Origin of the sequence: Tranquillimonas rosea (genome assembly GCF_900111315.1) — a bacterium.
In the GTDB taxonomy this organism is placed as follows: Bacteria; Pseudomonadota; Alphaproteobacteria; order Rhodobacterales; family Rhodobacteraceae; genus Tranquillimonas; species Tranquillimonas rosea.
This window is the reverse complement of the sequence record NZ_FOGU01000001.1, coordinates 310,462-335,002: the sequence shown is the minus strand read 5'-3', so window position 1 is coordinate 335,002 and position 24,541 is coordinate 310,462. Positions and strand designations below refer to the sequence as shown.

Genomic DNA, 24,541 nt, shown 5'->3' with positions numbered 1-24,541 from the left:
TCCGTTCAGTTCGAGGCGCGGATCAGCGTCGCGCGGCGAGCGCGTTGCGCGCGGCGGTGACGCGGACCTCCTGCACGGCGGCCAGGTCCTGCGTGCTGACACGGGTGGCCACCTCGACATACCGCGACTCGGCCGTCGAGACGCGCCGCGCCTCCAGCGGTTCGTTTGCGCGGAACTGGTAGGCCAGAACGCCGCCGGTCGGGCCGCCGTCGGAGACGGGAACGAGCTCGCCCTCCCAGTAGCCCTGCGTCGGCGGCAGACCGGTCGCGTGAATGATGGCGCCGCCGGGCATCCGCTCGATGCGCAGCTGCGTGACCTGGTCCATCAGCGGCCGGGTTTCGCCCTCGGGGGCGTCGGGGTCGGGCGCCGCCGTCGCGACAGGCGCGGGCTGGCCGCCGCCGAACCAGTTGACCGGGTTGATGCGGCTGTCCGCGATGCGCCCGCAGCCGGCGATTGTCGCCGCGATGCAGAGGCCCGTCAGGAGTCGCGATGTCATGGCCTGTCTCTCCCGCCCGCCAGTGATGTCACTGATGGCTAGCGGATCGTCCGGGGCTTGAAAAGGCTTGTCGCCGCTTCACCGGATGCCTAGGTCTCGCCCAGTGACAGGAGGGTTTCATGGCAGAGGCCGAGTTCGAGGAAATCGCCGACAGCTTCGAGTTTCTCGACGATTGGGAAGACCGCTACCGCTACGTGATCGAGCTTGGCCGCGCGATGGAGCCGCTCGAGGACGCGTTCAAGGTTCCGGCCACCAAGGTCGAAGGCTGCGCCAGCCAGGTCTGGCTGATCCCCGAGATCGAGGGCGACGGCCCGCAGGCCACCTTTACGTTCCGCGGCGACAGCGACGCGATGATCGTCAAGGGCCTCATCGCCATCCTGCGCGCGCTCTATGGCGGCCGCACGGTAGGCGAGGTGCCACAGATCGACGCCCAGTCGGAATTCGCCCGGCTCGGCCTGCACGATCACCTGTCCTCGCAGCGCTCGAACGGCCTGCGCGCCATGGTGGGCCGCATCCGCGACACCGCCAGCCGCGCCGCCGCCTGATCACAGTCCCGAAAGCGCCGTCTCCAGGTCGCCATAGCCGGTCGGGCGCCGCTCGTAGGCCAAGCCGAGCGCACCCGCCGCTTCCTGCGCCTTCGCGTCGAGCGCCGGATCGTCGGTCTGCGCCAGGTAGATCAGCCGCTCGTAATTGCCGAAATACATCTCGCGCAGTTCGGGATGACGGTCGAGCCCCAGCGGCCGCGTGACGAAGGCGTCGAACTGCCGGACGAGGAAATCCGTCAGGTAGAAGGCCCGCATCTCGTCGTCGCCGCGGACCGTGAAGCGGTCGATCCCGTCGAAGAAGGCATAGCAATGGGGGCCGCGCATCATCCCGACGCCAAGCTCGCGGCACGTCCGCTCGAGCGCGCCGCCCGTGCCGCAATCGGCGTAGACCACGAACACGCTGTCATAGTCGTCGCGCCGCGCCTCGACGAGGTCGCGCACCGCCGGGGCGATCCGTTCGGGCCGGTTGTGCAGGAGCGCCGGAAGGCAGGCGAGGTCGAGATGCGTCCAGCCATTCGCCCGCTTCAGGGCCATGATCTCGTGCGCCAGCGCCCCGCAGGCCACCAGAAGCACCCGGCCGCTCCCCGTCAGATCCGCGCCGTCCTGCGCGAGCGTGGCGTCGTCGGGGACGCGGTCGGTCATCGCGGGCTCGGGCGTATTGCGGTGCCGGAAGGGCTCGTAGCGTTCATGGCCGTCGACCTCTCCCCCGGACGCCGACGATGGCGTCGGCGCACAGTGCCGCGTCTGCCATCTGGTCACGAACGTGTTTGCGTTCGCGGCCGAGAACGCGGCAAGGCGCAACCTGCCGGCCGGCCACCGTTGCGGCGGTCACAAAGAGGGCATCACTTCCCGGTACGATCATGGCGGTCGTCCCCGCGCGAGATCAGGCGGTCCGAGATGACGCGCCAGAGGACATAGGCCCCGAGCGCCACCGGTATCAGCAGCGTCCACGCGGACCCCGGCATCTGCGGGGCGCCGGCGGCGAGATACGCGATCCAGACGGTCAGCCCGGCCGCCGCCATCACCACGACGAGTATCAGTGCAAGCTTGTCCAGCGGCATGCCATCCCCCTATCACGTGATAGAGATGGGAGCGCGCGACGCAGAATGAAAGCGCCGCGCCGATGCTTACCCTACGGCGAGTTGGTTGTGCCGCCGCGCGACGAAGCTCTTGGCCGTCTCCACCGCTACGGCCGCGTCGCGGCAATAGGCGTCGGCGCCGATCGCCTTGCCGAACTCCTCGTTCAGGGGGGCGCCGCCCACCAGAACGACATAGCGGTCGCGGATGCCCTCGGCGACCATCGTGTCGATGACCGTCTTCATGTAGGGCATCGTGGTCGTCAGCAGTGCCGACATGCCCAGGATGTCCGGCTCTTCGGCAGCCAGTGCCTCGAGGTAGGATTCGACGGGGTTGTTGATCCCGATGTCGACCACCTCGAACCCGGCGCCTTCCATCATCATCGCGACGAGGTTCTTGCCGATGTCGTGGATGTCGCCCTTGACCGTGCCGATGACCATCTTGCCCATCCGCGGCGCGTCGGTTTCGGCCAGGAGCGGCTTGAGGATGATCATGCCGCCCTTCATCGCGTTGGCCGCCAGCAGCACTTCCGGCACGAACAGGATACCGTCCCGGAAGTCGTAGCCGACGATCGTCATGCCGGCGACCAGCGCCCGGGTCAGGATGTCGTAGGGTTGCCATCCGCGCTCGAGCAGAATGTTCACCGCCTCGATGATCTCGTCCTTGAGACCGTCGTAGAGGTCGTCGTGCATCTGCTGGATGAGCTCTTCGTCGGTCAGGTCCGACAGGATGATGTCGTCGTCTTGGTCAGCCATAGCGATCTCCCGGCGCGGGTTCCGCGTCCATGTGTTCGACCCCACTAAAACCATCCTGTCCGGGCGAAGTTGATGAATTGCGACCAACGCCGGACGGCAACCGACGGCGCGGCCGGACGCAGGCCGAATGTCACGCAAGTGTGGCTTTGCGGATGTTCGTTAAATGTTCTATTCATGCTGCCATGACCGACGACAGCGACCTTCTCGACCCGTCGCGCCGGCGCGGGCGGGGCGCGGCCTCGAACCGGCCCGGCCGCTTCGAGCGGCACGAGCGACCGCCCGAGCATGACGGCTGGGAGATCGAGGAAGAGGCGCTGCCCGCCCTCCGGACCGAGGTGCGGGAGGAGACGGCGCGACGGATCATCGCCCGGAACACCTCGCCGGATATCGGCTTCGACCGCTCGGTCAATCCCTACCGAGGCTGCGAGCACGGCTGCATCTACTGCTTCGCGCGGCCCTCGCACGGCTATCTCGGTCTGTCGGCGGGGCTCGACTTCGAGACGCGGCTGACGGCCCGGCCGAACGCGGCGCCGCAACTCCGCAAGGAACTCTCGTCGAAACGATATGTCCCGGCGCCCCTCGCCATCGGCACCAACACCGATCCCTACCAGCCGGTCGAGCGCGAGCGGCGGATCATGCGATCGGTTCTCGAGGTGCTGCGCGACTTCAACCATCCCGTCACCATCGCCACCAAGGGCACGCTGGTCGAACGCGATGCCGACATTCTGGGTCCCATGGGGCAGGCGGGGCTGGCGCGCGTCGGCATCTCGATCACCTCCCTCGACGCCGGCCTCTCGCGCCGGCTCGAACCGCGCGTGCCGGCGCCCGCGCGCCGGCTCGCGGCGATCGAACGCCTCGCCCGCGCCGGTGTCCCGGTCCGCGTCATGGTCTCCCCGGTCATCCCGGGCCTGACCGATCACGAGGTCGAATCGATCCTCGCCGCCGCGCGGGACGCGGGCGCCGCGGCCGCCAGCTGGATTATGCTGCGCCTGCCGCACGAGGTCGCGCCGCTGTTCCGCGACTGGCTCGCCGAACACGCCCCCCTGCGCCGGGAACGCGTCATGGCCCGCCTGCGTGAGATGCACGGCGGCAAGGACTACTCCGCCGAATGGCACCACCGCATGCGCGGCGAGGGCGTGCATGCCCGGATGATCGCCCGCCGGTTCGACGTCGCCGCACGCCGGCACGGCCTCGACGCGGACCTCCCGTCGCTCCGCACCGACCTTTTCGCCGTCCCGCCGCAGCCGGGCGATCAGCTCACGCTCTTCTGACCGATCTTTGGTCCTGCAAATATCCCGGGGGAGTCGCCGCAGGCGACGGGGGCAGCGCCCCCGGACTCACCCGCGCCGGCGCCCCCGCCGTCGCCGGTCGGCGGGGGCCGGCTCGCCGGTGCCGTCCCGCGCGGACGAGAACGCGCCAATCCGTTCCACCACCGTATCGAGCGTCGGCCGTGGACCCGGCGCGGTCTCTTCCAGCGCCTGGCGCATCCGGCGCAGGTGATCGGGCGTCGTGCCGCAGCACCCGCCGATGATCCGCGCGCCGCAATCCCGCGCGAGCACCGCGTAATCGGCCATCAGGTCCGGCGTGCCGTCGTAATGGATGTGTCCGTCGACGAATTTCGGAACGCCCGCGTTGCCCTTGGCGATGATCGGGCGGTCGGTCCCCTGTGCCGCGAAGCCGAGGATCGTGCGTAAGAGGTCCGAGGCACCCACGCCGCAATTCGCGCCGAAGGCCACGGGTCCTGGGATATCCAGCGTCTCGACCATCTCGACCATCGCCGCGCTGGTCAGGCCCATCATGGTGCGCCCGGCAGTGTCGAAGCTCATCGTGCCGCACCACGGCAGCCCGACGCGGGCGGCGGCGGCACCGGCGGCGCGGAATTCCTCGGCGGCGCTGATCGTCTCGGCCCACAGCACGTCGACGCCACCCGCCTTCAGCCCCTCGGCCTGTTCGTGAAAGATCTCGACGGCCCGGTCGTAGGTGAGCGCCCCCATCGGCCGCATGATCTCGCCCGTGGGGCCCATCGAGCCGGCGACGACGACGGGGCGCCCGGCGCGGTCGGCGGCCTCGCGGCCGATCTCGGCGCCCGCGCGGTTGATCTCGTGCACGCGGTGCTGGGCGTCGTGCAGCTTGAGCCGTGCGGCGTTGCCGCCGAAGGTGTTGGTCAGGAACAGGTCGCTGCCCGCCCGGATCGCGCCCTCATAGAGCCGTCGGATCCGGTCGGGATGGTCGATGTTCCACAACTCCGGCGCGTCGCCCGAGGAAAGCCCCATGTTGAACAAGGTCGTGCCGGTCGCGCCGTCGGCGAGCAGCCAGTCGCGCTGCGAAAGTAGTGTCTCAAGTGTGCCCGTCATGGCCGCCCCGATGATCCCTGGCGCGCGATCGCGCCCGTTGCGCTGATGCCATCCTTCGCAGGCCGGCGCAAACGCCTGCGCGGCGCCGGAGCGCGGATCACGAGCGCGATCTCCGGAGCACGGCAAAACGCGCTCGGCTAGGTCCGGACCCGAAGCGTTTGCAGTGGATTGAAGCCGCCGCGACAGACCCAAGGGCAGGGCGCGGGACAGGGTACAGCCGTCACCGACTGAACCGCGTCAAACACTCGCCGTCCGAACCCGGCGGAGAGCGGTCTTGGACCGTCTTTCCTGAGATCGGCTTGATCGCCGCGGGGATCAGCTTTCCTCGACGATCTGCGCCTTGGCGACGGTCAGCTGTTCTTCCATCTTGTCGCGGACGGTCTGTTCGTCGGCCTTGTCGCCGAGATCGCCGACCAGCTTCCTGACCACGGCCTCTGTCCCGTGCTCCTCGAAGTCGGCCTTCACGACCTGCTTGGCGTAGTCGGTGGCCGCGTCCCCTTCGAGGCCCATCAGGTCCGCCGCCCACAGGCCCACCAGCCGGTTGCGACGCGCCTGGGCCTTGAACAGCATCTCGGCGTCGTGGGCGTACTTGTTTTCGAAGGCTCTCTCTCTGTCCTTGAGCGTCAGCATGACGTCACCTCTCGCGGCGGTCTGAGTCGGGCTCATACCCTAAGCTCTCATTTTACCCGTCGCCACCGACAGTTGCCAAGTCCGCCGTTCTTGCCGTGTGCGCGCAAAGGGCCTATAGGGGCGCGAAAGCAAAACCGCGCGGCATCGTCGGCGCGGTATGTCCTGCGAACTGGAGCACTCTCCCATGGCACGCCGCAAGAAGGTCTACGAAGGCAAGGCCAAGATTCTTTACGAGGGCCCCGAACCCGGCACCCTGGTGCAGTACTTCAAGGACGACGCCACCGCGTTCAACGCCGAGAAGACCGCCACGATCGAGGGCAAGGGCGTCCTGAACAACCGTCTGAGCGAGTTCTTCATGAACGGCCTCGCGCAGATCGGGGTGCCGACGCACTTCATCAAGCGCATCAACATGCGCGAACAGCTGATCCGCTCGGTCGAGATCATCCCGCTCGAGATCATCGTGCGCAACTTCGCCGCCGGGTCGCTGTCGACGCGCCTTGGGCTGGCCGAGGGCACGGCGCTGCCGCGGCCGATCGTCGAGTTCTGCTTCAAGGACGACGGGCTCGGCGATCCGCTGGTCAGCGAAGAGCACATCCTCGCCTTCGGCTGGGCCACGCAGCAGGACCTCGACGACATGATCGCGCTGTCGCTGCGGGTGAACGATTTCCTGTCCGGCGTGATGCTGGGGGTCGGGATCAAGCTGGTCGACTTCAAGATCGAGATCGGCAGGATCTGGGAGAACGACTTCCAGCGGCTCGTGGTGGCCGACGAGATCAGCCCAGACAGCTGCCGGCTGTGGGACATCGAGACCGGGCAGAAGCTCGACAAGGACGTGTTCCGGCGCGACCTCGGCTCGCTCTCCGACGCGTATACCGAGGTGGCGCGGCGACTGGGCGTGCTGCCGTCGAACGTCACCCACACAACCAAGCCGACGCTCATCAACTGAACGCCGGCGCGATCCAGGCTTATCGACAATGATTCAGGGGGCGCGATGAAGGCGCGGGTTCACGTGATGCTCAAGGACGGGGTCCTCGATCCGCAGGGCGAGGCGGTGCGCCACGCGCTCGGCGCGCTCGGGTTTTCGGGCGTCGAGGGCGTACGGCAGGGCAAGGTCATCGAACTCGATCTCGCCGACGGCACCTCCGAGGCCGAGATCGGCGAGATGTGTGAAAAGCTGTTGGCCAACACTGTGATCGAATCCTACCGCATCGAGCTGCTCTGAGCGGCATCGCGTCATTTCTTGCAGGCGGAGTGCGAACATGAAAGCTGCGGTTCTCGTCTTTCCCGGGTCGAACTGCGACCGGGACCTCGCCGTCGCCCTGCGCGCCGCAGGCGCGAGCGTCTCGATGGTCTGGCACAAGGAGACGGCGCTGCCCGAGGGAACCGATCTCGTCGCCGTTCCGGGCGGATTCTCATTCGGGGATTACCTGCGCTGCGGCGCGATCGCGGCCAATTCGCCGGTCTGCGCGGCGCTCAAGACCCATGCCGAGCGCGGCGGGTTCGTCCTGGGCGTCTGCAACGGGTTCCAGGTTCTGACCGAGACCGGTCTTCTGCCCGGCGCGCTGATCCGCAATTCCGGCCTGCGCTACATCTGCCGGACCGTGCCGCTTCAGGTCGAGACGGCGGCCAGCGCCTTTACCTCGGGCTATGATGCGGGCGTGCGGATCGACGTGCCGATCGCGCACCATGACGGTAACTACGTCCTCGATGCCGATGGCGTGGCCCGTCTGCGCGATGCCGACCGCGTGGCGTTCACCTATGTCGACAATCCCAACGGCTCGGTCGCGGACATCGCGGGCGTGCTGTCGGGGAACCGCCGTGTGCTGGGAATGATGCCGCATCCCGAACGGGCGGCGGATCCGGCCCTGGGCGGCATGGACGGTGCGCCGCTCTTCACCGGGCTGATCGACGCCCTGGCCGACGCGTGACGCTTGAGGCGGCCCGCGGGCGCGCATAGGCTCGTAGCATGGCCGATACGACTGCCACGACGGAAGAAGACGCACCGCCGCCCGGCCGCTCCTGGCCGGTGCGCATGGTTTTTGCCGTTTTCGCGATCATCGCGCTCGTGGTGGTCTGGGTCACCAACGACCTGCTGACCGAGCGGTTCACGGAATCCACCCGCAATCGCGCCGAGGTGCGGCTGGCGCTCTATTCCGGCAACTTGATGAGCGAGCTGCAGCGCGCCTCGGTCGTGCCGCTGCTGCTGTCGCGGGATCCGGCGCTGATCGGGGCGCTGAATTCGGGCGATTATTCCAGCACCACGCAGCGCCTGCTGTCCTATGTCGACGAGATCGGCGCCGCGTCGCTGATGCTGCTTGACAGCGACGGGCGCGCGGTCGCTGCGACCGATCGCTCGCGTCTCGGCTCCACCCATCGCTCGACCTCGTTCTTCGTCGAGGCGATGCGCTCGAACGAGACGGTGTTCTCGACCTCCCAGACCGAGGCCGGGGGCTACAAGTTCAACTATTCGCAGAAGATCACGGATGGCAGCGACCTTCTGGGCGTCATCGTCGTGGGCGTGGACCTGGGCCAGTTCGAAGAGGCGTGGGCCGGATTCTCGGACGCGGTCTTCGTCACGAACTCGGAAGGCCAGATCATCCTGGCCACCGAAAGCCGCTGGCGCGGGCTGAGTGAGGAAGAGGCGCTGCAGGTCCGCTCGGCGCCGAACGCCATCAGCCGTGCGATCCAGGCGACCGCCGACTGGACGGCGCTGCCGCCGGACGCCTACCTCGCCGGCGAGGCGGTGATGCGCCAGGAGACGCGCATCCCGTTCCAGGGCTGGCGCATGACCTCGTTCACGACCTATGCCAGCGTGCGGGAGCGGGTGAACGGTGTCCTCGCGCTCGAGATCATGGGCTTCGCGATCCTTATGGCGGGCGGGTTCTACCTGATGAGCCGCAAGGCGGTGTCGCGTTCGATCTTCTTCCAGCGCGAATCCGCACAGCTGCGCCGCCTGAACACCGCGCTCCAGCGCGAGATCGCCAGCCGCGAGAAGGCCGAGGCGAACCTGCAGGTGGCCGAACAAACCGTGGCGCAGACCTCGAAACTTGCGGCCCTGGGCGAGATGTCCGCGGCGGTGAGCCACGAGCTGAACCAGCCGCTCGCCGCGATGAAGACATACCTCGCCGGCGCCAAGCTACTGCTGCAACGCCGCCGCCCCGAGGAGGCGCTGTCGAGCTTTCAGCGGATCGACGACCTGATCGACCGCATGGGGGCCATCACGCGGCAGCTGAAATCCTATGCCCGCAAGGGGGGCGAGGCGTTCGAACCGCTCGATCTGCGTGACTGCGTGTCCTCGGCGGTGGCCATGATGGAGCCGCAGCTCAAGGCGCGGGACGTGTCGATCTCGATGTCTCTCCCGCGGGAGCCGGTAATGGTGAAGGGCGACCGCATCCGGATTGAGCAGGTGATGATCAACCTCCTGCGCAATGCTGTCGATGCCACCCGCCAGCAGGACGATCCGCAGGTGTCGCTCTATCTTACTGCCGGGGTCAGCGCGTTGCTGACAGTCTCGGACAACGGCCCCGGAATCGAGGACCTCGAGTCCCTGTTCGAGCCGTTCTACACGACCAAGGCGCCGGGAGACGGTGTTGGGCTTGGCCTCGCGATTTCGTCATCGATCGTGGCGGATTTGGGTGGGCGATTAACCGCTCATAACGGCGACGAGGGCGGCGCCGTGTTCGAATTGCGCTTACCTGTCCTGAAAGCCGAGTCCGCGGCGGCTGCCGCCGAGTAGGGAGCGAAAAGAAAGATGCCGCAAGCGATGAAGATCGCCATTATCGACGACGAGAAGGACATGCGTCAGTCCATCAGCCAGTGGCTGGCGCTGTCGGGCTATGAAACCGAGACCTTCCCGAGCGCCGAAGAGGCCCTGAAGGGGTTGGGCGCGGAGTATCCCGGCGTCGTGGTCACCGACATCAAGATGCCCGGCATGGATGGCATCACCTTCCTCAAGCGTCTGATGAGCATCGATTCCGCGCTGCCCGTGATCATGATCACCGGCCACGGCGACGTGCCGATGGCGGTCGAGGCGATGCGCGTCGGTGCGTTCGATTTTCTCGAGAAGCCGTTCAATCCCGACCGGATGACGGACCTCGCCAAGAAGGCCGCGAACGCACGGCGCCTGACGCTCGACAACCGCGCCCTGCGGCGCGAGCTGTCGGACGGCACCGGCATCATGAAGAAGCTGATCGGCTCGTCGCCGGTGATGGAGCGTCTTCGCGAGGACATCCTCGATCTCGGGCAGTCGGACGGGCATGTCCTGATCGATGGCGAGACCGGAACGGGCAAGACCCTGGCGGCGCATGCGCTGCACGCCGTGGGGGCGAAGGCTGGCAAGAAGTTCGTCATCACGTCCTGCGCCGGACACGACGAAGAGACTCTGGGGCGCCGGCTGTTCGGACCCGCCGGCGACGACGCGGCGCAGCCGCTGATCGAGGAGGCGCGCAGCGGGACGCTGGTGCTCGAGGACATCGACGCGCTGCCCATCGGGTTGCAGGCGCGGCTTCTGTCATGGATCAACGAGCAGGGCACTCCGCCCGAGACGCGGATCGTCGCGATATCGAACCTCGCCGAGGCCGGCGTGACCTGCGAGGACAAGCTTAGGCCGGACCTGTACTACCGCCTCGCTGCGATGAAGATCACCCTGCCGCCACTGCGGTCGCGGGGGGAGGACATCCTGACGCTCTTTAACCGATTTGCCGAGCAGTACGCCGACGAATACGGCTGCCCGGCGCCAGAGGTCAGCGCGCAGGAGGCCGCACAGCTCTTGCAGGCGCCCTGGCCGGGAAATATCCGCCAGCTGGCCAACGTGGCCGAGCGGGCGGTGCTTCAGAACCGTCGCGGCACTGGCACGATCTCGTCGCTGCTGATGACCGACGAGGAAGAGGCCCAGCCCGGCATGACGACCGAGGGCAAGCCGCTGAAGGAGTATGTCGAGGCGTTCGAGCGGATGCTGATCGACAACACGATGCGCCGTCACAAGGGCTCGATCTCGGCGGTGATGGAAGAACTCTGCCTGCCGCGCCGGACCTTGAACGAGAAGATGGCGAAGTACGGGCTCACGCGCGCCGACTATCTCTAGCGGGATTTTGAAGCTCTGCGACCAAGAGTTGTGCAGTCGGCCCGAATACCAAGCGTGACGGGACAAGTTCGGCATTGTCTTTCGCCAAGTCCCGCGGCTATGGTGCGGAAATGGGTAGATGCGCTTCGCGCCGTGCCCTGAAGAGAGTTTCGCTGTCCGCAGACGTCTGGCCGAACCCGGCCCGTCGCGGACAGGCCGATCGGCCAGAAATGGCCAGACCCACGCCCGACGGCCCTGACGGCCGCGGGACAAAACAGGCCTCTGCATCGACGGAGGTCGGAGAAGAACCGCGATGACGCGCGCGCAGGCACAGAAGCATCGGGCAGGGGCCGGACGGCCCGCCCGCCGCGCATGCCCAAGCCGCCGCATCGCCCTCACCAGACAACACCCGCAGACGGACGCGCCGCCAGGCGCGGACCCTGTCGCGGTGCGGAACAGAATAACATGTCAAAGAAGATGCTTATCGATGCCACCCACGCGGAAGAGACCCGCGTCGTGGTGGTTGACGGAAACAAGGTCGACGAGTTCGACTTCGAGTCCGAGGCGAAACGCCAGCTTGCCGGAAATATCTATCTTGCCAAGGTAACGCGGGTCGAACCGTCGCTGCAGGCGGCGTTCGTCGACTACGGCGGCAACCGCCACGGCTTCCTCGCCTTCTCGGAGATCCACCCCGACTACTACCAGATCCCGGTCGCCGACCGTGAGGCGTTGCTGGCCGAGGAGATGGAAGAGCAGCGCGTGCAGCAGGACGAGGACGAGGCGCCGAAGCGTCCCTCGCGCAGCCGCTCGCGTTCGAAGGCGGCGAAGGCCGAGAGCGCCGACAAGGTCGCGCAGGAAGAGACGTCGGAGGCCGACGCGCCCGATGCCGACACCGAGGCCACCGCCCGCACTGCGGCGGTTGTCGCGGACATTCCCGGCATGGATGTCGTCGACCTCGAACAGGAGGGGGGCGAGACCGATCCCGCCGAGGCGTCGGATGTGGTCGAGGGCGACGCGCCGGCCGCACGGGACGTGCCCCAGGGCGAGGACGAGGAGCCCGACGAATACAGCGCGATGGACGACGCCGCCGAGCGTGACGCGGATATCGAATCCGTCGCCGACGATGACGTCTCCGAGGAAATCCGCCGGCCGCGCAAGCCGAAGCGGAAGTACAAGATCCAGGAAGTCATCAAGGTCCGCCAGATCCTGCTGGTGCAGGTCGTCAAGGAAGAGCGCGGCAACAAGGGCGCGGCCCTGACCACCTATCTCAGCCTTGCCGGCCGTTACTGCGTCCTGATGCCGAACACCGCCCGCGGCGGCGGCATCAGCCGCAAGATCACCAATGCGACCGACCGCAAGAAGCTCAAGGACATCGCCGCGTCGATCGACGTGCCCAAGGGCGCCGGCCTGATCATCCGCACCGCCGGCAGCCAGCGCACCAAGACCGAGATCCGCCGCGACTACGAATACCTGCAGCGTATGTGGGAGCAGATCCGCGAGCTGACGCTGAAGTCGATCGCGCCGGCGAAGATTTACGAGGAGGGCGACCTGATCAAGCGGTCGATCCGCGACCTCTACACGCGCGACATCGAAGAGGTGCTGGTCGAGGGGCCGGACGGCTACCGCACGGCCAAGGACTTCATGAAGATGATCATGCCGTCCCACGCCAAGAACGTGAAGCACTACGTCGACCCGATGCCGCTCTTCGCGCGCTACCAGGTGGAAAGCTACCTGTCGTCGATGTTCAACCCGACCGTGCAGCTGAAGTCGGGCGGCTACATCGTGATCGGCGTGACCGAGGCGCTCGTGGCGATCGACGTGAACTCGGGCCGGGCCACCAAGGAAGGCTCGATCGAGGAGACGGCGCTCAAGACCAACCTCGAGGCGGCCGAGGAAGTGGCGCGTCAGCTGCGCCTGCGGGACCTCGCTGGCCTCATCGTGATCGACTTCATCGACATGGAAGAGCGGAAGAACAATTCCGCGGTCGAGAAGAAATTCAAGGAAAAGCTCAAGACGGACCGGGCCCGCATCCAGGTGGGCCGTATCTCAGGCTTCGGTCTGCTCGAAATGTCGCGCCAGCGCCTGCGCCCCGGCATGATCGAGGCGACCACGCAGCCATGCCCGTCGTGCCACGGCACGGGGCTCCTGCGTTCTGACGACAACCTGGCGCTGAACATCCTGCGCCAGATCGAGGAAGAGGGCGTGCGCAACCGCACCAAGGAAGTGCTGGTGAAGGCGCCCGTGGGTATCTGCAACTTCCTGCTGAACCACAAGCGCGACCACATCGCGCAGATCGAGGCCCGCTACGGCATGTCCGTTCGGGTCGAGGCCGATCCGATGCTGATCTCGCCCGACTTCTCGATCGACAAGTTCAAGACGCAGACCCGCGTCGTGGAACAGACCGCTCCGGTCGTGTCGGCCGATCCCACGATGATCGAGGCCGAGAGCGAGGTCGCGGTCCCCGAGGATGCGACGGACAACCTGCCCGAGGGGGCCGAGACGCAATCCGCCGAAGAGACTCCGTCGGGCGAGGACAAGCCCAAGAAGCGGCGCCGGCGTCGCCGCCGGAAGAAGTCAGGCAGCAATGGCGAGGACCAGTCGTCGCAGCAGCAGACCGAGGGTTCGGCACCCGCGAAGGACGAGTCCCCCGCACCGGTGACGGCGGAGACGGTCGATGCACCGAAGGAGGACGAGGCATCGTCCGAGGCCGAAACCGCATCCGAGGCTCCGGCCGAGGCGGCGGAAGCCAAGCCCGAGGAAACCGCCGAGAAGCCGAAGCGTCGCCGCACCCGTTCGCGGTCGCGCAAGACGGCGGACAAGCCCGCCGAGGCAGCGCCCGCGGCCAATGAGGCGTCCGAGACCGCGCCGGCCGAGGAGGTGACGGGCGCCATGGCAACCGCCGATGCCGCCGATCCGCTGGTTCAGACCGAGCCGGCGGCGTCCGAGGAAACCGCGGAGCCCGTGCAGCCCGAAGCCGTGGCGGCGCCGGTCGAGGAACCGACACCGTCGGAACCCGAGGCCGTCGAGGCGCCGTCCGAGCCCGAGCCGGCGCAAGCCGAGACGGAAGAGGCAAGGGTCGAAGAGCCGGCCCCCGTCAAGGCGGAAGAGCCCAAGGCCGAAGAGGCCCCGGAGGCCGAAGAGCCGGCGCCCGAGGCCGAAGATACCGCCGAGTCGGAGCCCGAGCGCGAGCCGGCGATGGCCGAGAGCGAGACCGAGGACAACAAGCCCAAGAAGCGCGGCTGGTGGTCGCTCGGTAGTTGAGCGCCTCGCGATACCGATCAAGGAGCCGTCCCCGACCGGGGGCGGCTCTTTTCGTTCCCGTCAGCTGCGGCCTCAGCCCTTGCGGAGGAAATAGTGCTGCGCCCCGTCCAGGGTCTCGGTGGCCAGCAACTCGTGTCCGGCCTCGTTGCAGAAATGCGGGATGTCGACCACCGCGGCCGGGTCGTCGGCCTGCACCCGCAGCACCTGGCCCGCGGAGAGGGCCTGCAGCCTCTTGCGGGCCTTCAGGACGGGCAGGGGGCAGAGCAGCCCGAGGGCGTCGAGATCGGCATCGTAATCCATGGGGTCGTGGCTTAAATCGCACCGCCGGTCCTGTCCACGGGGTTGTGAGGGATGGATGGATGACGCCGCCTGCCGCATCGCGTATGGCTGAGCCATGTTCGGGATAGAGATCATCGACGCGGGGCTGATCCCCGCAATGCTGGTTGCGCTGGTCGGGGGGCTTCTGTCGTTTCTCAGTCCCTGCGTCCTGCCCATCGTGCCGCCCTACCTGGCCTATATGGGCGGCATCACGATGACCGAGATGTCCGGCGGCGAGACTCCGGCCCGGAACAAGGTGATGATGTCGGCGGCCTTTTTCGTGCTCGGGCTCAGCACGGTATTCCTGTTTCTTGGGTTCACGGCCTCGGCGATGGGGGCGTTCTTCCTGCAGAACCAGGATTGGTTCGTCGTCATCGCGGGCGCGATCGTGATGGTGTTCGGCGCGCATTTCCTCGGCATCTTCCGCCTGTCCTTCATGGACGTCGAGATGCGGATGGATGCCGGCGACCGCGGCGGCTCGGCCCTTGGGGCCTATGTGCTGGGTCTGGCCTTCGCGTTCGGCTGGACGCCCTGCATCGGCCCGCAGCTTGGCGCGATCCTGTCCTTGGCCGCGTCCGAGGCGTCGCTGACACGGGGCACGACGCTTCTGGGCATCTACGCCATCGGGCTCGGGATACCGTTCCTTCTCGTGGCCGCCTTCTTTCCGCGGCTGTCCGGTGTCATGGCGTGGATGAAGCGGCACATGGACCGGATCGAGCGGATCATGGGTCTGCTCCTTTGGACCGTCGGGCTGATGATGCTGACGGGGCAGTTCTCGGCGTTTTCCTGGTGGCTGCTCGAGCAGTTCCCGGCGTTGGCCGCGCTTGGCTGACACTGGTGCCGCGCCGGCGACTTAATCCGGCCCGAGTTTCGGGATAGCGTCACGCCATGACGAGCGAGCGGGACGGCGGACGAGTGCGGCGGCGACGGGTGTTCTACCTGCCGGGCTACGACCCGATCCCGCCGCGCCGTTACCGCGAGCTCTACCGTAGGGAGGGCGCGACGCAGGCCGCCCTGTCCGGCTACGAGCTCGATCTGCAGCCCCGAAAGGGCGCCCGCTATGGCTGGCGCGTCGAGGGCGTGCAGGATGGCCGGGCGGTCACCTCCGACATCGAAGTGCTCGTCTGGTCCGACATCGTGCGCGACAGCATGTCCCACGGAATCGCCGCGACCTATGCGCAGATGGTGCGGACGGCGTGGATCTATCTTTCGACCGGGGCGTTGCGGCGCCTGACCTGGCTGAGGAAGGGGCCGGTGATCGCTGCGCTCTATCCCGTGGGCATGCTGCTGGGACAGGCGGCGCTGGCCGTGCTGGTCGGTTGGATCGTGGTACGTGTCGCGACCCGGGTGGTGGCGCTGACCGGCTTGCAGGCTCCGCTCTTCGGGATCGTCGTCGCCTGTGCCGCGCTCGGTGCGGGCTGGGCCGTCCTGCGCTGGTGCCGGGCACGGGACGGCAAGCTGTTCGCCTATTACCTGATGCACGACTATGCCCACGCGGCGCGGGACCGGGGCGCGACGCCACCAGAGCTTGCGGCCCGGATGGCGCGGTTCACCGATGCCATCGCCGAGGCGCTGTGCGCCGATGTCGACGAGGTGCTGGTCGTGGGCCATTCCTCGGGCGCGCATCTTGCCGTTTCGATCCTGGCCGACTTGCTGCGCCAGGGCCGGCGTCCGGCGGATGGGCCCGCGCTGTCATTCCTGTCGCTCGGTCAGGTCATTCCCATGATCAGCTTCCTGCCGGAGGCGTATCCCCTGCGCGCCGATCTCAGGTATCTCTCCGCTCGCGACGACATCACCTGGGTCGATGTCACCGCGCCGGGCGACGGATGCGCCTTCGCGCTCTGCGATCCCGTGGCCGTCTCGGGGGTTGCGCCGCCTGACCAGCGCTGGCCGTTGGTTCTGTCGGCCGCCTTTACCCAGACCCTGCGTCCCGAGACATGGAAGGCGCTGCGCTGGCGCTTCTTCCGCCTGCATTTCCAGTATCTCTGTGCCTTCGACAGGCCCGGCGACTATGACTACTTCCGCATCACCGCCGGGCCGCTGACCCTGGGCGACCGGTTCGCCGGCAGAAAGCCGTCGGCCAGCCGGATCACGCGACCGGCCTCCGGCCACACCTCGCGGGCGGCATGACGCGCGAGCCGCCGAAACCCCGATCGCGGGCCGGGCGCGTGTCGCTCTGGCGCTATCTCAGGCTGTTCCGCGCCGACATCCTCTCGGCCCAGCCCGAGCGTCTGTACGGCGCCCGGATGGCCGAATTCCGGACGCCGTTCTTCCGCTCGTACCTTGTGAACGAGCCTGACCTGATCCGAGACGTCCTTTCTGCACGCCCGCTGGATTTCCCGAAATCCGAACGGATCGGAGAGGGGCTTCGCCCGTTGCTGGGCCGTTCGGTCTTTCTCACGAACGGGGCCGTGTGGCAGCGCCAACGTCGCATCATCGACCCCGCGTTCGAGGGTGGGCGGCTGCGCGACACCTTTCCCGCGATGCTGGCGGCCGGGCGCGCGGCCGCCGACCGGCTGCATCCGGGCGTGGTCGAGGTTGAGGCCGCGACCAGTCACGCCGCCGCCGACGTGATCTTTCGCACGCTCTTCTCGCTGCCGATCGAAGATGAGACGGCTTCGCGGGTCTTTGCCCGATTCCGCGCGCACCAAAGGGCGCAACCCATCCTGAACCTCGCAGCTTTCGTCCCGCTGCCGCGGTGGATGCCGCGCTTTCACTCCCGCCGGACGCGGCGAACGGCGCGGGACATCCGGGGGCTGATCGCCGGGCTGGCCGAGGACCGGCAGCGTCGGATCGCCGCCGGTACGGCGCCGGATGACCTTGCGACAAAGATCATGACGACCCGTGATCCGGAAACGGGCGAGACGTTCTCGACCGCAGAGATGGTCGACCAGGTCGCGATCTTCTTCCTGGCCGGGCACGAGACCAGCGCCTCGGCGCTGGCCTGGGCGCTGTACCTCGTGGCGACGCATCCCGAGGCCCAGGATCGCGTGGCGGCCGAGGCGGCGGCGTTCATGGCCGATCCGCGTTTCTCCGGGCTGTCCGAGCTTCGATTTACCCGAGACGTGTTCCGCGAAACCCTGCGGCTCTATCCCCCCGTCCCGATGATGGTGCGCGAGACGATGCAGCCGGAACGCTTCCGCAACCGTGAGGTGCCGCGGGGGGCGCAGGTGGTGGTCAGCCCCTGGCACATGCATCGCAATCCCCGCGTCTGGACCCGGCCGGACGCCTTCGATCCCGAGCGGTGGCGCGACCCTGAGCTCAAGGCCTGTCCGCGCGAGACGTATCTGCCCTTTAGTCAGGGCGCGCGGGTCTGTCCCGGTGCCGGGTTCGCGATGGCCGAGGGGCCGCTTCTGCTGGCCTGCCTCCTGTCCCGCTGGCATGTCGCGCCGCTCGAGGGGCAGGTGCCGGTCCCCGTGGCGCACCTGACGGTGCGGGCGCGCGACGGGATCCGGCTGCGCCTGTCGCCGCGTTGATGGATCCTTTCGCGGGCGGGCGTCGTTCCGATCCCGTTCAACAAAGGGAGATCGCCGATGAAACGCATGATCCTTGTCGCGGCCCTCGCGGCCACGCCCGCCATCTCGCAGGAGGCGGACCCGTCCGCGGACGACTGCGCCTTCCTGCAAAAGGCATTCGCGGATCTCTACAAGGGGATGCGTGCGGACTTGGACATCAACGACGCGCCGCCGGTGCGGGTGTCGATGTATGTGCAAATCCAGACCAACATCCTGCTGATGGCACAGGGCGCCGAGTGCGACATGGGGCCGATGGTCGATGTTGCGCGGGAGCAGCTTCAGGGATACCAGCCGGGCAAGTCGCCGGACTAGCGACGCCCTTCAGCCGTCGTCGAGGCGCCGCCGCATGTCCGCCAGGACATAGAGCCGGATCGCAGAGGCCAGGCCGCATTCGGTGCCGCGGTCGGCGTCGATCTCTGCGGCGAGGTCGTTGAGCGGGCGCCCGTCACGGTCGGCGATGTCGCGGAACGCCTGCCAGAACGCATCCTCGAGTGAGACGCTCGTGCGGTGCCCCTTGAGCGTGAGCGAATGCTTGCGCGGCCTCACGTGTCGTCCAGGCGGTGCCCGTCGTGGTCGCGGCCGGCGCGGTCGGCATCGTGGTCGTCACGCATGCGCTCGCCCTTGGTGCGGCCGAATTTCACGGCGTTCTCGTCGGCCTGCTTCTTCCTGGCGGCGCGGTCGCGCCGCTTGCGTTCGCGATTGAGGTTGATCGGCTGCGTCATCTGTCCTGACCCTCGGATCGGCCCGCCGAACGGGGCGGGCCGATGACGAGCGTAGCGTCGGGCCGCCAAAACGGCCAGAGGCATGGGCGATCAGCTCTTGGGGCCGATCATGTCCTCGGGACGGACGACGCGGTCGAATGTCTCGCCGTCGACGAAGCCGAGAGAGATTGCCTCTTCGCGCAACGTCGTGCCGTTCTTGTGCGCCGTCTTGGCCACCGTGGTGGCGTTGTCATAGCCGATCTCGGGCGCCAGCGCGGTCACCAGCATCAGCGACTCGCGCATCAGCTGCCCGATCCGCGTCTCGTTGGCCTCGATTCCCGAGACGCAATTGTCGGTGAAGGCGCCCGCGGCGTCGCCCAGCAGCTGCATCGATTGCAGAACGTTGTAGGCGATCATCGGCTTGTAGACGTTCAGCTCGAAATGGCCCTGGCTGCCGGCAAAGCCGACCGCGGCGTCGTTGCCCATCACGTGCGCGCAGACCTGCGTCAGCGCCTCGCACTGGGTCGGGTTCACCTTGCCCGGCATGATCGACGAGCCCGGCTCGTTCTCGGGCAGGAGCAACTCGTACAGGCCGCAGCGCGGGCCCGACCCCATGAGCCGGATGTCGTTGGCGATCTTGAAGAGCGAGGCGGCGACGGTCTTGAGCGCACCCGACATCTCGACCATGGCGTCGTGTGCGGCAAGCGCCTCGAACTTGTTGGGCGCGGTGACGAAGGGCAGGCCGGTGATCCGCGCCATGTTGGCGGCGACCGTCTCGCCCCAGCCGTCAGAGGTGTTCAGGCCGGTGCCCACGGCGGTGCCGCCCTGCGCCAGTTCATAGATCCGGTTCAGCGCCGTGCGGACCCGTTCGATCCCCATCGTCACCTGGTGCGCGTAGCCCGAGAACTCCTGCGCCAGTGTCAGCGGAGTGGCGTCCATCGTGTGCGTGCGGCCGATCTTGATGATGCCGTCGAACTGCATGACCTTCTGCTCCAGCGCGACCTGCAGCTTGGCCAGACCGGGAAGCAGGACGTCGTGGGCGGTCATCGCCGTGGCGATGTGCATCGCGGTGGGGAAAGTGTCGTTCGACGACTGGCCCTTGTTGCAATGGTCGTTCGGATGGACCGGCTCCTTGGTGCCCATAGTGCCGCCGAGAATCTGGATCGCGCGGTTCGCGATCACCTCGTTGGCGTTCATGTTCGACTGCGTGCCGGATCCGGTCTGCCAGACGACCAGCGGGAAGTTGTCGTCGAACTTGCCGGCAACGACTTCGGAGGATGCCTGGATCATCGCCTCGGCCAGCTCGCCGTCAAGCGCGCCAGCGTCGCGGTTGGCCTCGGCGCAGGCCTGCTTGATCACACCGAGCGCCCGGACGATCGCGACGGGCTGCTTCTCCCAGCCGATCGGGAAGTTCTGGATCGACCGCTGCGTCTGCGCGCCCCAGTACTTGTCGGCAGGAACTTCGAGAGGGCCGAAGCTGTCGGTCTCGGTGCGGGTATCGGTCATCTGGGCTGTCTCCCCGTTGTCGCGTCACGGGGACAGTCTTTTGCATGACGGCACTGCGCTGGCAATCGCCCGCGCGGCGCACCCGCCTGTGCCTACTTGCGAAACTTGTCGAGACTGACGACCTCGGCGTCGCGGTGCTCTTCGGGTTCCTCGGCCGCGTCCTCTTCCATCGGCGCGTCGTCGGACTCGTCCTCCTCGCTGCCGTCGTCCTCGCCATCCTGCGTCTCGAAGCGAAGGCCGAACTCGACCGACGGGTCCACGAAGGTCTTGATCGCGTCGAACGGGATGTACAGCGGCTCGGGCGAGTTGCCGAAGTTCAGCGTAATCGAGAACCCTTCGTCGGTGACGATCAGGTTGTCGAACCAGTGCTGGATCACCACGGTCATTTCGCCGGGATAGCGATCACTCAGCCAGTCGGCGATCTCGACGTCGGGGTGCATCGTGTCGAACGTGATGAAGAAATGATGCGCGCCGGGCAGACCTTCTTCGGCCACGCGGCTCAACACTTCCTGTATGAGTCCGCGCATCGCGCGATGCATGAGGTTGCCGTAGTCGATTGAACGCGCCATCGTCACCTTTCCTTCGGGAGCCTCGTCCAGCATAGAAGATTCAGATCGCATGGAAAGACCGGGGCTTCAATTACCCGGTGAGGCCTCCGGGCGCGAACAGGATCCCAAGTGCCGCCGAAAGACCGAGCACGGCGGGCAGGCTCCACCGTCGCCAGAGCAGCAGGATACCTGCGACGACGGCCAGGGCCAGGGCTTCCCACCGGAGCGAGGCGGGGTCGGGGGCGATCAGCTGGAGCGGGCCGGCCGTGACCTCGCCCACGTCCCGAAAGAACACGTGTGCCGCGAACCAGAGCGACAGGTTGAGGATCACGCCCACGACCGCCGCGGTGATTGCCGCGAGCGCGGCGCGCAGGCGGGGGCGGGCGGTCAGTCCGTCGATCCACGGGGCGCCGGCGAAAATCCAGATGAAGCAGGGCACGAAGGTCACCCACAGCGTGATCGCCCCGGCGGCAAGCGCCAGTCCCGGCCCGGCGGCGTTCGCCCCGGCCAGGAATCCCACGAAGAGCGTGACGAGAATCAGCGGGCCGGGCGTCGTCTCGGCCAGTCCGAGGCCGTCGATCATCTCCTGCGTCGAGATCCAGCCATACTCGGCGACGACCTCCTGCGTCATGTAGGCGAGCACCGCATAGGCCCCGCCGAATGTCACAACCGCGAGCTTCGAGAAGAACAGCGCCACCTGGACCAGCAGGGTCTGGTTCATCGCCCAGAGGGCAAGAATCGGCGCGCCCCAGGCGGCAAGCCCCAGCACGACGGTGCGAAGCGTGTGCGCGGTCCGCGGGGGCGGGGCGGGCTCGGTCTCTCCGTGGCCCCCGGCCACGAGGCCCCACAACGCCGCGAGGCCGACGATCAGCGGAAAGGGCAGCTGGAAGACGAAGATGCCGAGAAAGGACAGCGCGGCCAGCACCCAGTGGTCCGCGCGGGTCAGCGCCCGCCGCGCGACCTTCAGAAGTGCCTCGATCACGATGACCACGACCGTGGCCTGCACGCCCAGGAAAAGTGCCTGGACCAGCGGGACCGAGCCCCAGGCGGCGTAGGCGGCTGCGAGCGCAAGGATCACCAGCGCGCCGGGCAGGACGAACAGACCGCCTGCAATCAGCCCGCCGGGCACGCCGCGCAGGCGCCAGCCGCAATAGGTCGCCAGCTGCATCGCCTCTGGACCGGGCAGCATCATGCAGAAGGACAGGGCGCGGAGGTAGCTGCGCTCGTCGAGCCAGGGCCGCAGCTCCACGAGCTCGCGGTGCATCAGCGCGATCTGCGCGGCCGGTCCGCCGAAGGACAGCAAGCCGATCCGCCCGAAGATACGCGTGATCTCGGCGAGCGAGGTCTGGCGCCTCTCGGTCTGGTCGGCCACGAATCCGGTCCTCCTGCGTTGCCGGGCGGACGCTAGGTGCGGTCCGGTCCGCGCACAATACCGTGGCAGATGACCGTTTCATGTCAGGAGATGGGGAAAGTGCAGGCTTCTGTTGCCAGGTGCCTGCGAACCCCGCCTGACCTTGCTAGAGGCCAGGGCTTCAGATTTCGGTCTTAGTTACCGCTTAGGCGGCAACTGCAACCGGAGCACGATTGTCGTTGGCAATTATGCTTTATCGGACCGATAACGGTGGTACCTCACCGGGTGAAAGCAACAGTTTTACACGTTCGTCGATCCTATTTCGGCCCCATGATCCCCCAACGACGGGATGTTTGGTGGAGCCGCCGGGTACCGCCCCCGGGTCCGAACCGCTTATTATCTGCGCGTTTATCACCATAGTCGGCAGCTGCCGACAGGATTGAAGATAGGCTGGCACACCGCGGCCCGCAAGAGGGTCCGGGCGGATTCCTCGGCGCTGCCGTTAACGCGAATGCCACAAATACGCCGCAGTTTCTCCGCACGCCGACCATCGCGGGCCGTTAGCTGGAGGTGAACGGGAATACGGAAACAGTACGTTGATATTTAGGGGTCTTTCCATCTTCCGGCGGTTCGGACGGGCCGAGGAGGGATCGGTAACGATCGAGTTCGTCCTCTGGGTGCCGATGATGGTCGGGCTGCTGTGCCTGTGCGCCGACGGCACCCTGCTGATGCATACCAAGTCGATCCTCTACGAGGCCGCGCGCGACGCGTCGCGGCAGGTCGCCCTCGGCCAGGCGACGCCGGAAGAGGCCGAGAGCCGCATCTCCGCCCGCTTCCAGGGCAACGCGGCCTACGAGGCCGAGGTCGAGACGCAGGACGGTTTCGTGACCACCACCGTCTCGGTCCCGTTCTCAGAGGTGGCGAGCTTCACCAAGCAATTGACCGGCGACAGCCGCCTTGCCGGAAGCATCACGATGTGGATCGAGACGACGGACAACGAAGATGGGTGAGGGAAAGTCGGACATGACCGTTTTCAAGGATCGGGCGCTGCATTTCCTGTCGGACGACACGGGCGCAGGGACGGTGACCGCGTTGTTCTTCTTCACCGCGGCAATGGCGCTCGGCGGCCTCGCGCTCGACGGGGCGAACGGCTATCGTGAACGCGCGCAACTACAGACCGTGACCGATGCCGTCTCTCTCGCCGCAGCGGCGCATTTGGATGATACGGCGGCCGGCCGCGCGCTGGCCGCGGATGTCGCGGAACGCAATCTCGGCCCGGACTTCCGCGACCTGATCCGCGACGAGGACATCGTCTATGGCACCTGGGATGCCGGGTCCCGGACGTTCACGCCCTCGACCGAGGAACCGAACGCCGTCGTCGTCTCGGCCAATCGCCGCGAGTCGCGGGGGACCGGGGTCGGGACCCATATCCTCAGCCTCGTAGGCATCGATTACTGGGATGTGAGCGTCTCGTCCTTCGCCGCCCAGGCCGGCGAGGAGCAGGTGCTCGAACCCTATTGCGGCGGAGCGACGATCCTGACGAGCGGTGATCTTCGTCTGAACGGCGGCAACACGTTCGAGGGCCGGGTCTGTCTGCACGGCGAACAGGGCATCTTCGACGGGGGCAGCAACTACTACGGTGACGGTGTCGTGCTCAGTTCGCCCTACGAGGACGACATCGTCATAAACGGCAATCCCACTCGTGTTGAAAATGCTCGCGCGAAGATCATGCCCCGTTCTCTGACGCCAAGTGTGGTCCCGACCCTTCCGGGGCGTCATCGTGCGCTCATGGACACGCTCATGCACATGGATGGGCTGACCTACAGCGGTGATCTTCTGCCTGCTGAGTTCCAAGGTGCTACGGTGCAGGTAATTGATGACGCTTCAGCGACCTTGCTCCGCGACGAGAGCAATTGGGCGATCAAGGCCGAGCCGAACATGATTTACGTGACGCGCGGTGACGTGCGGCTTGACTCGCAGCTCGATTTCCATGGTTCAGCGGTTATCGCTGGGGGTACGATTCAGACCTCGGGGAATTCTTCGGTAAAGAACGCGTTTCTTTTCGCGGACGGGCGCATGCAACTTGCCGGCGGTGCGCGCTGGGGCGCATATTCGGATTTCTGCGATACGGGCAAGTTCAACCTGCACCTCTTGTCGAATGAGGAAGTCCACTTCGGCGGCGCCGATGTGGCTTATGGCGTGCTGGTTGCTGCACCCAGCGTGAACATCAACGGGGCCTTTCAGGCGTCCGGCGGCCTCTACGTCGAGGCAGACGAAGCCCGGACGAACATGGGTGGGAACGGCTACATCACCGACGAGTGCGAAACGCCGCTGGACTCCGAAATCGTCGAGGTGCGCAAGCCGCTTGGCGCCGCGGCGAACACGAACCCCCAGACCCGGACGATTCTCGTCAATTGAGAGG

26 protein-coding genes and 1 other RNA gene are annotated in these 24,541 nt (G+C 67.1%); 14 read left to right on the top strand and 13 right to left on the bottom strand.

From position 1 onward, the window contains the following. Positions 1 to 22: 22 nt before the first annotated feature. Positions 23 to 496, bottom strand: a complete 474-nt coding sequence (locus BMZ25_RS01585) for a hypothetical protein (protein ID WP_235859749.1) — start codon at positions 494 to 496, stop codon at positions 23 to 25. Positions 497 to 615: 119 nt separating this feature from the next. On the opposite strand from BMZ25_RS01585, the gene BMZ25_RS01580 reads away from it, so the two are divergent. Continuing rightward, positions 616 to 1,041: a SufE family protein gene (locus BMZ25_RS01580; protein WP_092687363.1), complete on the top strand. Its 426-nt coding sequence runs from the start codon at positions 616 to 618 to the stop codon at positions 1,039 to 1,041. Here BMZ25_RS01580 and BMZ25_RS01575 read toward each other — a convergent pair whose 3' ends face one another. The 3 genes from BMZ25_RS01575 to BMZ25_RS01565 all read right to left on the bottom strand — a co-directional run bounded on the left by BMZ25_RS01575 (position 1,042) and on the right by BMZ25_RS01565 (position 2,873). Beyond that, complete coding sequence (locus tag BMZ25_RS01575) at positions 1,042 to 1,683, bottom strand: DUF1638 domain-containing protein (protein WP_092688173.1); 642 nt, start codon at positions 1,681 to 1,683, stop codon at positions 1,042 to 1,044. Between the two features lie 200 nt (positions 1,684 to 1,883). Next, positions 1,884 to 2,102 carry a hypothetical protein gene (locus BMZ25_RS01570; protein WP_092687360.1) on the bottom strand — a complete coding sequence of 73 codons (219 nt, stop codon included), beginning with the start codon at positions 2,100 to 2,102 and terminating at the stop codon, positions 1,884 to 1,886. 66 nt (positions 2,103 to 2,168) lie between these two features. Next, positions 2,169 to 2,873: a corrinoid protein gene (locus tag BMZ25_RS01565; protein ID WP_092687357.1), complete on the bottom strand. Its 705-nt coding sequence runs from the start codon at positions 2,871 to 2,873 to the stop codon at positions 2,169 to 2,171. A gap of 182 nt (positions 2,874 to 3,055) precedes the next feature. Between BMZ25_RS01565 and BMZ25_RS01560 the strand changes: the two genes are divergently transcribed. Continuing rightward, positions 3,056 to 4,144: a PA0069 family radical SAM protein gene (locus BMZ25_RS01560; protein ID WP_092687354.1), complete on the top strand. Its 1,089-nt coding sequence runs from the start codon at positions 3,056 to 3,058 to the stop codon at positions 4,142 to 4,144. A gap of 66 nt (positions 4,145 to 4,210) precedes the next feature. On the opposite strand, the gene bmt is transcribed toward BMZ25_RS01560, so the two are convergent. Both bmt and BMZ25_RS01550 read right to left on the bottom strand, forming a co-directional pair. Next, a complete protein-coding gene (gene bmt, locus BMZ25_RS01555) occupies positions 4,211 to 5,227 on the bottom strand; it encodes a betaine--homocysteine S-methyltransferase (protein WP_092687351.1) in 1,017 nt (338 codons plus the stop codon). A gap of 315 nt (positions 5,228 to 5,542) precedes the next feature. Continuing rightward, positions 5,543 to 5,857, bottom strand: coding sequence for a DUF1476 domain-containing protein (locus BMZ25_RS01550; RefSeq protein WP_092687348.1), 315 nt, complete (start codon positions 5,855 to 5,857; stop codon positions 5,543 to 5,545). A 184-nt stretch (positions 5,858 to 6,041) separates the two neighbouring features. Between BMZ25_RS01550 and purC the strand changes: the two genes are divergently transcribed. From purC to BMZ25_RS01520, 6 genes are all read left to right on the top strand, one after another. After that, positions 6,042 to 6,803: a phosphoribosylaminoimidazolesuccinocarboxamide synthase gene (gene purC, locus BMZ25_RS01545; protein ID WP_092687345.1), complete on the top strand. Its 762-nt coding sequence runs from the start codon at positions 6,042 to 6,044 to the stop codon at positions 6,801 to 6,803. A 45-nt stretch (positions 6,804 to 6,848) separates the two neighbouring features. Next, entirely contained in the window at positions 6,849 to 7,079 is a 231-nt protein-coding gene (gene purS / locus BMZ25_RS01540) for a phosphoribosylformylglycinamidine synthase subunit PurS (protein WP_092687343.1), read from the top strand. Positions 7,080 to 7,116: 37 nt separating this feature from the next. Further along, a complete protein-coding gene (gene purQ, locus BMZ25_RS01535) occupies positions 7,117 to 7,785 on the top strand; it encodes a phosphoribosylformylglycinamidine synthase subunit PurQ (RefSeq protein WP_092687340.1) in 669 nt (222 codons plus the stop codon). Positions 7,786 to 7,823: 38 nt separating this feature from the next. After that, positions 7,824 to 9,593, top strand: coding sequence for a sensor histidine kinase (locus BMZ25_RS01530; protein ID WP_092687337.1), 1,770 nt, complete (start codon positions 7,824 to 7,826; stop codon positions 9,591 to 9,593). Between the two features lie 15 nt (positions 9,594 to 9,608). Continuing rightward, positions 9,609 to 10,940 carry a sigma-54-dependent transcriptional regulator gene (locus BMZ25_RS01525; protein ID WP_092687334.1) on the top strand — a complete coding sequence of 444 codons (1,332 nt, stop codon included), beginning with the start codon at positions 9,609 to 9,611 and terminating at the stop codon, positions 10,938 to 10,940. Between the two features lie 444 nt (positions 10,941 to 11,384). Further along, complete coding sequence (locus BMZ25_RS01520) at positions 11,385 to 14,180, top strand: Rne/Rng family ribonuclease (protein ID WP_092687331.1); 2,796 nt, start codon at positions 11,385 to 11,387, stop codon at positions 14,178 to 14,180. Positions 14,181 to 14,252: 72 nt separating this feature from the next. On the opposite strand, the gene BMZ25_RS01515 is transcribed toward BMZ25_RS01520, so the two are convergent. Then, positions 14,253 to 14,480: a sulfurtransferase TusA family protein gene (locus BMZ25_RS01515; RefSeq protein ID WP_092687328.1), complete on the bottom strand. Its 228-nt coding sequence runs from the start codon at positions 14,478 to 14,480 to the stop codon at positions 14,253 to 14,255. Between the two features lie 94 nt (positions 14,481 to 14,574). Here BMZ25_RS01515 and BMZ25_RS01510 point away from each other — a divergent pair, with 94 nt between their 5' ends. The 4 genes from BMZ25_RS01510 to BMZ25_RS01495 are packed head-to-tail and all read left to right on the top strand — an operon-like array spanning position 14,575 to position 18,325. Then, positions 14,575 to 15,330 (top strand): cytochrome c biogenesis CcdA family protein, encoded by a 756-nt coding sequence (locus tag BMZ25_RS01510; RefSeq protein WP_092687325.1) that lies wholly within the window; start codon positions 14,575 to 14,577, stop codon positions 15,328 to 15,330. A 56-nt stretch (positions 15,331 to 15,386) separates the two neighbouring features. Continuing rightward, the gene (locus BMZ25_RS01505) at positions 15,387 to 16,628 is read left to right on the top strand and encodes a hypothetical protein (RefSeq protein ID WP_092687322.1); all 1,242 of its coding nucleotides are present in this window, start codon (positions 15,387 to 15,389) and stop codon (positions 16,626 to 16,628) included. After that, positions 16,625 to 17,974, top strand: a complete 1,350-nt coding sequence (locus tag BMZ25_RS01500) for a cytochrome P450 (RefSeq protein ID WP_092687319.1) — start codon at positions 16,625 to 16,627, stop codon at positions 17,972 to 17,974. Before BMZ25_RS01505 ends, BMZ25_RS01500 begins: the two co-directional genes overlap by 4 nt. 57 nt (positions 17,975 to 18,031) lie before the next feature. Continuing rightward, positions 18,032 to 18,325, top strand: coding sequence for a hypothetical protein (locus BMZ25_RS01495; protein ID WP_092687316.1), 294 nt, complete (start codon positions 18,032 to 18,034; stop codon positions 18,323 to 18,325). A 9-nt stretch (positions 18,326 to 18,334) separates the two neighbouring features. Here the strand turns inward: BMZ25_RS01495 and BMZ25_RS01490 are convergent, their stop codons facing one another. The 6 genes from BMZ25_RS01490 to ssrA form a co-directional block, all read right to left on the bottom strand. Continuing rightward, positions 18,335 to 18,559: a ribbon-helix-helix domain-containing protein gene (locus BMZ25_RS01490; protein WP_092687313.1), complete on the bottom strand. Its 225-nt coding sequence runs from the start codon at positions 18,557 to 18,559 to the stop codon at positions 18,335 to 18,337. Beyond that, positions 18,556 to 18,735 (bottom strand): DUF4169 family protein, encoded by a 180-nt coding sequence (locus BMZ25_RS01485; RefSeq protein ID WP_092687310.1) that lies wholly within the window; start codon positions 18,733 to 18,735, stop codon positions 18,556 to 18,558. Before BMZ25_RS01485 ends, BMZ25_RS01490 begins: the two co-directional genes overlap by 4 nt. Positions 18,736 to 18,825: 90 nt before the next feature. Continuing rightward, entirely contained in the window at positions 18,826 to 20,220 is a 1,395-nt protein-coding gene (gene fumC / locus BMZ25_RS01480; RefSeq protein WP_092687307.1) for a class II fumarate hydratase, read from the bottom strand. Between the two features lie 92 nt (positions 20,221 to 20,312). Next, entirely contained in the window at positions 20,313 to 20,789 is a 477-nt protein-coding gene (locus BMZ25_RS01475; RefSeq protein WP_092687304.1) for an SspB family protein, read from the bottom strand. Positions 20,790 to 20,859: 70 nt separating this feature from the next. After that, on the bottom strand, positions 20,860 to 22,140 hold the full coding sequence (gene chrA, locus BMZ25_RS01470; protein ID WP_092687301.1) for a chromate efflux transporter: 1,281 nt from the start codon (positions 22,138 to 22,140) through the stop codon (positions 20,860 to 20,862). A gap of 98 nt (positions 22,141 to 22,238) precedes the next feature. Then, positions 22,239 to 22,594, bottom strand: a transfer-messenger RNA (tmRNA) gene (gene ssrA, locus BMZ25_RS01465). 121 nt (positions 22,595 to 22,715) lie between these two features. Between ssrA and BMZ25_RS01460 the strand changes: the two genes are divergently transcribed. Both BMZ25_RS01460 and BMZ25_RS01455 read left to right on the top strand, forming a co-directional pair. Further along, positions 22,716 to 23,129 (top strand): TadE/TadG family type IV pilus assembly protein, encoded by a 414-nt coding sequence (locus BMZ25_RS01460; protein WP_092687298.1) that lies wholly within the window; start codon positions 22,716 to 22,718, stop codon positions 23,127 to 23,129. Between the two features lie 13 nt (positions 23,130 to 23,142). Continuing rightward, entirely contained in the window at positions 23,143 to 24,537 is a 1,395-nt protein-coding gene (locus BMZ25_RS01455; RefSeq protein WP_177190359.1) for a pilus assembly protein TadG-related protein, read from the top strand. Positions 24,538 to 24,541 lie beyond the last annotated feature (4 nt).